Below are 12,437 nucleotides of genomic sequence, written 5' to 3' on the forward strand. Positions count from 1 at the left end.
CTACCTACCTCCTCGAATGACAGTTTGTAAACTTGTAAATTTCCCATTCAATCGATCTACCAATGCTTGGTAATAGATTTGGTTCTCCGCCATTTCCGCCATTTCTTTATCAACATCTACGCTATTTCCATTGTTAGCGTACTGCGTATTTTGTGCAGTAATGGTTGCTTGTCTAGAACTGGTAGAGACAGAAAACGGGATATGGCGCTGATTCGTTCTTTTGGCTTCTAGTGAACGTTCGGAATCATTTAGTACAGAGCGGAACGACACATCCTTCGCTTTATAGTTAGGCGTGTCGATATTTGCTAAATTCTGTGAAATAGCTTGTTGCTTCGCGCCAGAATACGACAAACCTCGCTCCAAAGTAGTAATAGTTTCGGAAAATAACTTCATAATTTTACACCTCTTGTCATAAGGTTGTAATCTTCGAGTAAATAGGACAAATTTCAACATATTCCTAACTCTATTCTAATGATTACCTAATGAGATGTCTATGTGAAACAGAGGAAAACATTAGAATCTATTGTACTATTTCTCTTATACTCCATAAGCACTATATATGTAGGGAAATTTAAATTTCCCATGTCCAAAACACTAATTATTCTCCTTTTTCGTGGCTTTTTACCAAATTATCACTTTCAAAACTGCTACTTTAGGATGAATACAGTGACAGAACAGCTAATTTACAGAATTCGTTGAGAAAATGAACTTTATGTCCGTCTCTGTCGAAAAAAGTTGAATCATTACAATGGATGAGAAATTCTTCCCGTTTATCGTATGTGGAAAGGAAAAATAAGGAAGGGATTTTACTAGATAGGTGAGAAGGTAGACTTCTGACACGGATTTAAGAGCGTTAAGTCCGGGATAAGAGCGTTAATCCTGGGATAAGAGCGTTAATCCCGAGATAAGAGCGTTAATCCTGGGAGAAGAGCGTTAATTCTGGGATAAGAGCGTTAATCCCGGGATAAGAGCGTTAATTCTGGGATAAGAGCGTTAATCCTGGGATAAGAGCGTTAATCCTGGGATAAGAGCGTTAATTCTGGGATAAGAGCGTTAATCCCGGGATAAGAGCGTTAATCCCGAGATAAGAGCGTTAATTCTGGGATAAGAGCGTTAATCCTGGGATAAGAGCGTTAATCCCGGGATAAGAGCGTTAATTCTGGGATAAGAGCGTTAATCCTGGGATAAGAGCGTTAATCCCGGGATAAGAGCGTTAATCCTGGGATAAGAGCGTTAATCCCGAGATAAGAGCGTTAATTCTGGGATAAGAGCGTTAATCCTGGGATAAGAGCGTTAATCCTGGGATAAGAGCGTTAATTCTGGGATAAGAGCGTTAATCCCGGGATAAGAGCGTTAATCCCGGGATAAGAGCGTTAATCCGGTCTGAGTGCACGAGGAGATTCACAAAGAAAATTTCACGAAATAAAGAGGCCTCACAAATTCAGTAAAGTGTGAGGCCCCGCAGGATGGTTAAGGAGTTTTTAGTTTTTCAAGCTCTACAAGGAACTTATCGTTTAATACTTTAATGTACGTACCCTTCATACCAAGGGACCGCGATTCAATGACACCCGCACTTTCCAATTTCCGAAGTGCGTTCACGATCACAGAGCGTGTAATGCCCACGCGATCAGCGATCTTTGACGCAACGAGTAAGCCTTCTTTTCCGTTAAGCTCTTGGAAAATATGCTCGATCGCTTCTAATTCACTGTACGATAAAGAACTGATGGCCATTTGTACCACTGCCTTACTGCGCGCTGCTTCTTCAATTTCTTCTGTTTTTTCTCTCAGAATCTCCATACCAACAACAGTGGAGCCATACTCAGCTAAAATGAGATCATCGTCAGAGAAATCAACTTGAAGACGAGAAAGGACTAGAGTTCCTAGGCGCTCTCCTCCTCCAATAATTGGAACAATCGTCGTCAATCCATTTTCAAAAAGGTCGCGATTTTCTACAGGAAAGGCTGTATGCTCACTGAACACATCTAAATTCGCTGAAGTTACTTGGACATTGTGCAAATTGTGCGTATATGCTTCAGGAAATTGACGATCCTCTAGCATCTTTTTCATTCGTTCGTTTTCAATTTGTTGGTTAATGGCAAAGCCAAGCAGTTTTCCTCTTCGCGAAACGACAAACACGTTTGCTTCGATCGTCTCACAAAGCGTTTCACTCATTTCTTTGAAGTTTACAGGTCTACCTGCAGAGCGTTGAAGTAGTGCGTTAATTTTTCGAGTTTTTGATAACAAATCCATTTCTACGTTTCCTCCTACGTATAGTACGATATCGTTTGCGGTTATCGCCTACAGGATAAACTGGCTCAAATCTTTGTCTTTCGAAATGGCTCCAAGTTTATCATCGACATATTGTGGTGTTACTTGTACAGATCCCATTGAAATTTCAGGAGCTTCAAAGGAGACATCCTCTAAGAGCTTCTCCAAAATCGTGTGAAGACGACGCGCACCAATGTTATCTGTGTTTTGATTTACTTCGTAAGCGATCTCTGCCATTCTACGAATAGCATCGTCAGAAAATTCAAGACGTATACCTTCTACTTCCAATAATGCTTCATATTGTTTCAAAAGAGCGTTGTCTGGTTCAACGAGTATGCGATAAAAATCCTCCACATTCAGTTTCTCTAATTCAACACGGATTGGGAATCGCCCCTGTAGTTCAGGAATGAGATCGCTAGGTTTTGCCGTGTGGAATGCGCCTGCAGCAACGAACAAAATGTGATCCGTTTTCACTTGGCCATATTTTGTCACAACAGTAGATCCTTCGACAACAGGTAGAATGTCACGTTGTACACCTTCCCGTGATACGTCTGCCGAAGAAGATCCTCCAGATTTACTAGCAATTTTATCAATTTCATCAATGAAGATCATACCCATTTGCTCAGCTCGATCGATGGCAAGGTGTGACACTTCATCCATATCGATTAACTTTTGCGCTTCTTCACTCGTTAAAATTTTACGCGCTTCCTTAACGGTTACTCTTTTCTTTTTCTGCTTCTTCGGCATGAAATTGCTAATTGCATCTTGCATGTTCATCCCCATCTGTTCCATACCCGAACCTTGCAACATATCAAACATCGAGGCTTGCTGTTCTTCAATTTGGATGGTAACCGTCTCATTTTCCAAATCACCGAAAGCGAGTTTCTCTCGGATGATTTTTCTTCTTTCAGATAGGTTGAGTTCATCTTGTTTAGAAGAATTTTCTTCGTCGTCTTGTTGACCACCGAAAAACATCTCTAGTGGGTTTTTCATGTTCATCCCTTTTTTCTTAGAAGGGACTAAAATCTCAACCAGGCGTTGATTGGCCTGTTCCTCAGCTCTTGGTTGCACTTCAACCATCTGTTGTTCTTTGACGATACGAACGCTCGTTTCTACAAGATCACGGACCATTGACTCGACGTCACGACCTACATAACCGACCTCTGTAAATTTCGTTGCTTCTACTTTTACAAAAGGGGCGCCGACTAATTTGGCAAGTCGTCTCGCAATCTCTGTCTTTCCGACTCCAGTCGGTCCGATCATCAAAATATTTTTCGGTACAATTTCATCTCGTAATGCTTCAGGAAGCTTGCTTCGACGGTAACGATTTCTAAGCGCTAACGCCACTGCTTTCTTTGCGTCGTTCTGACCAATGATGTATTGGTCCAGACGTTCTACGATTTGTCTCGGTGTGAGTTGAATCAGTGTATCGGTACTCATATTGTCCTATTCCCTCCTCATAACTCTTCAACGATGATTTGGTCATTCGTATATACACAAATTTCACTCGCAACTGTTAAAGCAGCCTTTGCTAGTTCCGCGGCAGATAGATCTTGTGAGCCAAAGCGCTTTAATGCTCTACCTGCTGATAGTGCGTAGTTTCCACCAGAACCAATGGCTAATATGCCATCCTCAGGTTCAATCACTTCCCCTGTTCCAGATACGAGTAGCATGGAATCTCTATTCACAACAATAAGCATCGCCTCGAGCTTCCGAAGAACTTTATCGCTTCGCCACTCTTTAGCCAGTTCTACAGCAGCTCGTTGTAAATTCCCATTAAACTCCTCGAGCTTCCCTTCAAACTTTTCAAAAAGGGTAAACGCATCTGCTACACTTCCTGCAAAGCCAGCGAGTACTTGACCACCAAATAACTTGCGAACTTTCCTTGCTGTATGCTTCATCACGACTGCGTTTCCAAATGTAACTTGTCCATCTCCTGCCATCGCACATTGTCCGTTGTGCTGCACAGCAAAAATTGTCGTTGCGTGAAATTGACTCATTCTTTTCCTCCTGTCTCTAGGCAAAGATTTGTGATATTCTCATACATTACGCTCTTGGATGGTGCTTCATGTATGTTTTCCGCAAATGGTCTTTCGTTACATGTGTATACACTTGGGTTGAGGAGAGATGACTGTGTCCTAATAATTCTTGAACCGTTCTTAAGTCGGCTCCCCCGTTTAGCAAATGTGTCGCAAATGTATGTCGTAGCATGTGGGGGTGGATTGACCCTCCAGAAACTGCTTGTTGAACAGCTGTTTGTAGTATGTATCGAATGCCGCGCGCTGTTAATGAGCCCCCTTTACCATTTAAAAAAAGAGATTCTATCTCAGCTCTTCCTTTTTGTAGTAGGTGAGGACGACTTTCGATCAAGTAAGCTTGAAGCGCTTCTTTTGCGTAGCGACCGAATGGGACGTACCGTTCTTTACCACCCTTTCCCTTTACAAATACCGTATCATACGTAAAGTCGACATCTTGCAAGCGTATATTGGCGCATTCTTGTACACGTAGCCCAGAAGCATATAACAATTCCACGATGGCACGATTGCGAACGCCTAATTCATTGTCCAGCGGAAGTGCCTGCAAAAGCTGCTCCATCTCTTCCTCGTATAAAAAACGCGGAAGTGTCTGGTCTCGCTTCGGAAGTGGAATGTTCTCAAATGGGTTGTTTGCAGTTGTCTCTTCTCGAACTAGAAAAGAAAAGAATGTTCGTAAGCAAGATAACTTTCGCTTGACGCTAGCAGGTTGAAATCCTTGTTCGATAAGGAAAACGACATATAAGCGAGCAGTCAGTGTATCCACATCACAGAAAGCCTTCACCTGTTCTTGCTGAAGAAAAAGAGCAAAGTGGTGAAGGTCTTTACTATAATGAAGTACTGTATGTTCTGCAAGCTGCCGTTCGATTCGTATGTGTTGATGAAAAGCGTCTATATGCTTTTGTAGCATGACGTCACATCCCTATCCATAAGAGGAAGTTCAAAAGTCCGGGAAAAAGAATTGTCTGATTTCTCGGCTCTTTTTGAACACGCATGATAAGCTTTTACAGAATACCATAATCTATTTGTAGATGCAATGAACTTTACAATATTTTCACAAAGTTCTGAATCGTCTCGATTGCGCGTGTGGCGTGAGCTTCGTTGCGTTCTTGCTTTCTTTTGATCTTCGACGGTAACTCAGGGAACAGGCCAAAATTTGCATTCATCGGTTGAAAGTTGTTAACATCAGCCTCTGTAATGTAACGGGCCATACTGCCGATCGCCGTTTCATGTGGGAAAGAAACGGTTTCCTTTCCTTGCGCAAGTCTACTTGCATTAATTCCAGCGATTAAACCGCTTGCTGCCGATTCGACGTACCCTTCAACACCCGTCATTTGTCCTGCGAAGAACAGCGTCTCTCTATTTTTCGTCTGGTATGTTGAACGCAAGAGATTTGGCGAGTTTAAAAATGTATTTCTGTGCATGACTCCGTACCGAACAATTTCAGCTTGCTCGAGTCCAGGAATTTTCTTTAACACTTCTTTTTGGGGTCCCCATTTCAAATGGGTTTGGAAGCCGACAATATTATAAAGAGTTCCAGCCGCATCATCTTGTCTTAACTGGACAACCGCAAACGGACGCTTTCCGGTTTTAGGATCTTCTAATCCAACCGGCTTCATCGGCCCAAAGAGAAGCGTTTTCTTACCACGCTCCGCCATCACTTCTACAGGCATACACCCTTCAAAAAAGATTTCCTTTTCGAACTCTTTAAGTGGTACTGTTTCTGCAGAAATTAACGCTTCGTAAAACGCGTCGAACTCCTCTTCTGTCATCGGACAATTTAGGTACGCGGCTTCTCCCTTGTCGTAACGAGACTTTAAGTACACCTTGTCCATGTCAATGCTGTCTTTTTCGATAATAGGAGCTGCCGCATCGTAAAAGTACAGGTGGTCTTCTCCTGACAAATGCTGAATGTCTTTAGACAATGATTCGGTTGTTAGCGGTCCAGTCGCTATAATCACGATATCATCTTCTGGAATCGCGTTCACTTCCTCAGTGACTACTTCCACGTTAGGGTGTGCTTTCACGGCTTCCGTTACGTACCCACTAAATTCATGGCGGTCTACCGCGAGAGCACCACCCGCTGGAACACTCGCTTTGTCCGCAGCTTGAATAATGACAGAATCTAACTTGCGCATTTCTTCTTTTAGCACACCAACAGCGTTCGTTAATGCGTTAGCACGCAACGAGTTCGAGCAAACGAGCTCCGCAAATTTGTCTGTATGGTGGGCAGGCGTTTGCTTAGTCGGTCGCATTTCGTATAGCCTTACGTTCACTCCACGTTTAGCAAGTTGCCAGGTCGCTTCACTTCCGGCAAGACCAGCACCCACAACGTGAACTACAGGTGATGACATGTGTGTATTTCCTCCTTTTGTTCGTACAGTTACGTATTTTCCGGATGACGCGTTTATTAGAAAGTTGCTTTATGAGTTGTCAATAGACTTCGACCATGTGTCAACCATTTTGAAACCCCAGTATGCTTAGCATTTTACACGAGAGTATTTGGGAAAGAAAGCAAAGACTTTGTGAATGTTTTGACGGGGTAGTGATGGGAAAACTTTTTTGAGTGGAATGGTAAGGAAGGACTACACTTTTTTCTGCGGTGTTTCCCTATTGCTGTGCCCCTAACAAGATTCGGGAGCACAGCAATAGGGCGAATGGAAACTAATGGAGCAGCGAATACGGAGATTCGGGCCTGAGCGCGGATATCTGGATATCTGGTCCTAAGCAAGGATTTCTCGGCCTAAACGCGGAATTTTGACCCTGAGCGCGGATCCTGACCCTAAGCTCGGATATCTCCACCCTAAACGCGGAGATTTCCACCCTAAGCTCGGATATCTCCACCCTAAAGGCATATATTTCCAGCCTAAACGCGGATTTCCGTTCCATCACTTCATATCCGATTCCGGACTAGCTCTGTTTTTCTTCTTTATAATCGCAAGAAACACATTGAATTTGTTTCCCTTTTTTCAATTTCTTTTCAACGAGCAACCCTTCACATTTTGGACAAGGTCTGTTTAGTGGCAAGTCCCACGAGAGGAAATCGCATTCAGGGTAGCGATCACATCCGTAAAAAATGCGTCGCTTTTTACTTTTTCTCTCAACAATTTGTCCTTTTTCACACTTCGGACACGTCACGCCAACTTCTTTCACGATCGGTTTTGTATTTCGACAATCTGGGAAGTTGCTACACGCCATAAATTTCCCGTATCTACCCATTTTAATAACCATTGGAGATGAGCATTTCTCACAATCCTCTCCAGCTGGTTCATCCCGAATTTCTACCTGTTCCATCTCTTGTTCTGCTTTTTCGAGGCTTTTCTCAAACGTTTTGTAAAACGCGTCAATGATCTTCACCCAATCGACGTTTCCCGATTCTACTTCATCCAAGTTTTTCTCCATGTAAGCCGTAAACTCCACATCAAGAATCTCTGGGAAAAAGTCTACAATCAATTGCAAAACAATCTCACCAAGTTCCGTTGGGATGAAGCGTTTGTTGTCTAGCCCAACGTAGCCACGACGTTGGATCGTGTCTAACGTTGGTGCGTAGGTGGAAGGTCTCCCGATACCAAGCTCCTCTAACGTCTTCACAAGGCGAGCTTCTGTGTAACGTGGAGGCGGTTGTGTGAAGTGTTGCTTGTCTTCTAGCGCTTGCTTTTTCACGACATCGCCATTTTTCAATTCAGGCAAGCGGTTTTCTTTTTCTTCTTTCCCATCGTCGTTTCCTTCTACGTACAGCTTCATAAACCCTGGAAACTTCACTTGGGAGCCGTTCGCGCGGAACGTAACAGGACCATTTTGCAAATCAATGGCTACCGTATCCAAAATTGCTGAAGCCATTTGGCTGGCGACAAAACGTTCCCAAATGAGCTTATACAAACGAAATTGATCACGAGATACGTGCGCTTTAATCGTACTTGGTTCACGAAGCGTGCTCGTTGGGCGAATTGCTTCGTGGGCATCTTGACCCTTTTGTTTTTGCGGAGCAGACGATTTTCCAGTGTATTCTTTTCCGTATTCATTTGTAATGTACTCAGAAGCTTCCGTCTGGGCAACAGGTGAGACACGTGTGGAGTCTGTACGCATGTAAGTAATGAGACCCGTCGTGCCAGAGGAACCTACTTCAATCCCTTCATAGAGCTGCTGGGCGAGCATCATTGTTTTTTTGGCACGGAAATTTAATTTTCGTGCTGCTTCCTGTTGTAAAGAAGACGTCGTAAACGGTGGTGCTGGATTGCGACGACGTTCTTTTTTCGTTACGTTAGCAATTTCAAATTTGTCACCTTTAAGCTTTGACAGCACATTTTTCACGTCTTCTTCTGTAGAGAGAGCCGCTTTTTTGCCATTCAAACCATGAAACCTCGCTTGGAACGTTTGCTTGCCTTTGACGAAGTCTCCTTCAATCGTCCAGTATTCTTCCGGTATAAATTTCTTAACTTCGTTCTCTCGATCAATCACGAGACGGAGTGCAACAGATTGAACACGTCCTGCGCTTAATCCCTTTTTCACTTTCTTCCATAGTAAAGGGCTAATGTTATATCCGACGAGTCTATCCAATATCCGTCTTGCTTGTTGCGCATCGACAAGATCCTTATTAATGGAGCGTGGGTTCTTGAAAGACTCTTTAATCGCTTCTTTCGTAATTTCGTTGAAGACGACACGACAATCGGATGTTGTGTCGACATCTAAGCTATGTGCTAAGTGCCACGCAATCGCTTCCCCTTCTCTGTCGGGGTCAGCCGCGAGATAAACGCGTTTAGCTTTTTTAGCAGCCGTCTTCAGCTCTTTTAATACAGGACCTTTTCCACGAATTGTAATGTATTTTGGTTCAAAGTCTTTTTCAACGTCCACGCCCATTTGACTTTTCGGCAAGTCGCGAACATGTCCCATAGATGCTTTTACTTTATATTTTTTTCCTAAATATCGTTCGATCGTTTTAGCCTTTGCTGGCGACTCTACGATGACGAGATAATCTGACATACGTGATGTCCTCCTTAGAGGTGTTTCTCTAGATTCAACTATACAGGACGCACAGTCCATAACTTTTTCGTGATATAAAAAGAAAATCCTTCTTTATTTACCGTGTTTCTACATTCTTCCCAAAACTTCCTCCATCATAAAGACAGAATGAATGATTTGTCAACGCAGGAAGTATTGTTGGCGATTATTCGTTTTGCACTACACTCTTTTGCGTAATGTATACCATCTTCTCCTGTTTTGCAAACTGCACTCCTCTTCTTATCTACAAAAGTATTCCAAAAGCGTCTCTTTGTTCACTACTGGTTGCGCCCCTTCTGCAAGTAATTCTAAAGGGCCTACCGATGCTGCTGAAAAAATGGAACCCGGTACAACAAACACGTCTCGTCCTTGATGGAGAGCGTGCTCAACGGTGGAAAATGTCCCGCTGTGTCGCTTTGCTTCTATTATACAGATTGCTTGTGACAATCCACTTACAATTCGATTTCTCGCCGGAAAGTTCCAACGCTTTGGCGGTGTCTGCGGTGGGTACTCACTTACAAGTAAGTGATCGGTGGCGATTTTTTGAAAGAGAGGGCGATGGACTTTTGGATAAAGGTGCTGAAAACCAGAACCTAATACGGCCACGGTTTTTCCTCCTGCTGCTATTGCCGTTTCGTGACTCGCACGATCAATTCCATACGCTCCGCCACTCACGATGACAACCTTTTGTTCGACAATAGGTGGCACAAGCGTTTTGCATACTTGCTCTCCGTATGAAGTGGGCTGACGTGTGCCGATGACCGCAAGTAAAGGTTGCAAAAAAAGAGTGAGATCGCCTTTTGTGTAGAGTACGAATGGTGGGTTAGGGATGTGGCGAAGCTGTGGCGGGTAGTTATCGTCCAGGATCGTAACGGGAGTACATGTGTGAAGTGAAAGTGATGTATACCAATTTGACGTTTGCAAAATAGTTTGTAGCTCTCTTTGCACATGGTGAGGTACTGTCGAATTAGTTTCGAATGGCATTTGCAAAGTCGAGTCAAACGTGATCAGTTTTGTAAGGAGACGGTGTGTCATCGATGGTAGACTGTGGAGGAATAACAGTCTCTCACGAATAGTTTCGGGTGTCGTGTTCAAGTAGGAATCGCCCTTTCCATATGTGTGGATTTAGTAGGAGGTAAAGAAGATAGAGTTTGCGTGAGGAACAGTATAGATAGAAGCACTATCTTGAGTGGTAGTTGCCTTTTCTAATGCTCTCAACTCTTATTCTAATACCAAATAAATTAAACTGGCAAGTGATACATACTACGATGATAGAGTTGCAGGTAGATTTCCTTTGCTCCTAATTACTCACTTTCTCAATTGGGCTGTGGGCTGAACGTGGGCATTTCGTTCTGAGTCTGCGTATTCCTCGCCGAGTCTGCGTATTCCTCGCTGAGTCTGCGTATTTCTCGCTGAGTCTGCGTATTTCTTGCTGAGTCTGCGTATTCCTCGCTGAGTCTGCGTATTCCCTGCCGAGTCTGCGTATTTCTCGCTGAGTCTGCGTATTCCCTGCTGAGTCTGCGTATTCCTCGCTGAGTCTGCGTATTTCTCGCTGAGTCTGCGTATTTCTTGCTGAGTCTGCGTATTCCCTGCTGAGTCTGCGTATTCCTCGCCGAGCCTGCGTATTCCTCGCTGAGTCTGCGTATTTCTCGCTGAGTCTGCGTATTTCTTGCTGAGTCTGCGTATTCCCTGCTGAGTCTGCGTATTCCTCGCTGAGTCTGCGTATTCCTCGCTGAGTCTGCGTATTTCCTGCCGAGTCTGCGTATTTCTCGCTGAGTCTGCGTATTTCTTGCTGAGTCTGCGTATTTCTTGCTGAGTCTGCGTATTCCTCGCTGAGTCTGCGTATTTCTTGCTGAGTCTGCGTATTCCTCGCTGAGTCTGCGTATTTCCTGCCGAGTCTGCGTATTTCTCGCTGAGTCTGCGTATCGTGCTTCTATGCCCGCATATAAATCTCCACAGCCTGAGTGTCATTCCCCAAGTCTTCATATGCTCTCAAATTGCGCTGAATATACTCCACTTTCTGTAAAATCCTGAAATACAAAAACAAAGAGAGCGGGCACAATCATCCACTCTCTTCGTCCGTAAAACTTAGTGAGTCTTACACTCTTCGTATAAGCCTTTTTCTTTCAAAGTAGCGATGAGTGTTTCTCCGATCACTGATGGCGTTTCAGCAACTGGGATACCGCACTCGTTCATGACACGGATTTTCTCGTCAGCTGTACCTTTTCCGCCAGAAATAATTGCACCAGCGTGGCCCATGCGTTTTCCTGGAGGTGCTGTACGTCCACCGATGAAGCCGACAACGGGTTTCGTCATGTTAGCTTTTACCCATTCAGCCGCTTCTTCTTCAGCAGTTCCACCAATTTCACCGATCATGATAACCGCTTTCGTTTCTGGATCTTCATTGAACGCTTGTAAGCAATCGATGAAATCTGTTCCGTTAACAGGGTCTCCGCCAATTCCGACGGCTGTTGACTGTCCAACACCAGCTTCAGTTAGTTGATGTACCGCTTCGTACGTTAACGTTCCAGAACGGCTGACGACACCAACATGTCCTTTTGTATGGATGTATCCTGGCATGATGCCGATTTTGCATTCATCTGGCGTGATAACACCAGGGCAGTTCGGTCCAACAAGACGTGTTTTCTTGCCTTCCATATAACGCTTCACTTTTGCCATATCCAAAACTGGAATGTGCTCAGTGATACAAATTGCGATATCTAATTCCGCATCTACTGCTTCTAAAATCGCATCAGCAGCAAATGGGGCTGGTACGTAAATAACACTCGCGTTAGCGCCCGTAGCTTTTACAGCGTCTTCTACCGTGTTAAAAACTGGTACGCCTTCTACTTCTGTACCACCTTTTCCAGGTGTTACACCAGCGACGATTTGAGTTCCGTACTCTAACATTTGTTTCGTATGGAAAAGTGCAGTTGCCCCGGTAATCCCTTGGACAATAACTTTTGTGTCTTTATTCACCATGACACTCACAACGGTTCCCCTACCTTTCAGTATTTTCAATTGGTCTAGCTGCGGGCGTTAGGGGAGTGCACGTCGTTTGTGCCCCTCCGAGAAAGTCTGAAAAACAACTTTCGCTCCGGTTCACAGACGAGTGGGTTCCCCTGTGCAAACGCCCTC

General features: G+C 44.0%; 9 protein-coding genes. All 9 read right to left on the reverse strand.

Features of this window, described 5'->3' with window-relative positions; translation table 11 throughout:
* On the reverse strand, window positions 1-393 hold the full coding sequence (gene flgB, locus HHK01_RS08705; RefSeq protein WP_170007420.1) for a flagellar basal body rod protein FlgB: 393 nt from the start codon (window positions 391-393) through the stop codon (window positions 1-3).
* Between the two features lie 1,077 nt (window positions 394-1,470).
* Window positions 1,471-2,250, reverse strand: coding sequence for a GTP-sensing pleiotropic transcriptional regulator CodY (gene codY, locus HHK01_RS08710; protein WP_170007421.1), 780 nt, complete (start codon window positions 2,248-2,250; stop codon window positions 1,471-1,473).
* Between the two features lie 48 nt (window positions 2,251-2,298).
* Window positions 2,299-3,708, reverse strand: a complete 1,410-nt coding sequence (gene hslU, locus HHK01_RS08715) for an ATP-dependent protease ATPase subunit HslU (protein WP_170007422.1) — start codon at window positions 3,706-3,708, stop codon at window positions 2,299-2,301.
* Window positions 3,709-3,725: 17 nt separating this feature from the next.
* A complete protein-coding gene (gene hslV / locus HHK01_RS08720; RefSeq protein WP_170007423.1) occupies window positions 3,726-4,268 on the reverse strand; it encodes an ATP-dependent protease subunit HslV in 543 nt (180 codons plus the stop codon).
* A gap of 46 nt (window positions 4,269-4,314) precedes the next feature.
* A complete protein-coding gene (gene xerC, locus HHK01_RS08725; protein ID WP_170007424.1) occupies window positions 4,315-5,211 on the reverse strand; it encodes a tyrosine recombinase XerC in 897 nt (298 codons plus the stop codon).
* 133 nt (window positions 5,212-5,344) lie between these two features.
* A complete protein-coding gene (gene trmFO / locus HHK01_RS08730) occupies window positions 5,345-6,655 on the reverse strand; it encodes an FADH(2)-oxidizing methylenetetrahydrofolate--tRNA-(uracil(54)-C(5))-methyltransferase TrmFO (RefSeq protein WP_170007425.1) in 1,311 nt (436 codons plus the stop codon).
* Between the two features lie 556 nt (window positions 6,656-7,211).
* Entirely contained in the window at window positions 7,212-9,281 is a 2,070-nt protein-coding gene (gene topA / locus HHK01_RS08735) for a type I DNA topoisomerase (protein WP_170007426.1), read from the reverse strand.
* Window positions 9,282-9,539: 258 nt separating this feature from the next.
* Complete coding sequence (gene dprA, locus HHK01_RS08740) at window positions 9,540-10,334, reverse strand: DNA-processing protein DprA (protein WP_228027528.1); 795 nt, start codon at window positions 10,332-10,334, stop codon at window positions 9,540-9,542.
* A 1,053-nt stretch (window positions 10,335-11,387) separates the two neighbouring features.
* Entirely contained in the window at window positions 11,388-12,290 is a 903-nt protein-coding gene (gene sucD / locus HHK01_RS08745) for a succinate--CoA ligase subunit alpha (protein ID WP_170007428.1), read from the reverse strand.
* Between the last annotated feature and the right edge of the window lie 147 nt (window positions 12,291-12,437).

Source organism: Bacillus fonticola, assembly GCF_012955605.1.
Classification (GTDB): Bacteria; Bacillota; Bacilli; order Bacillales; family JC228; genus Bacillus_CG; species Bacillus_CG fonticola.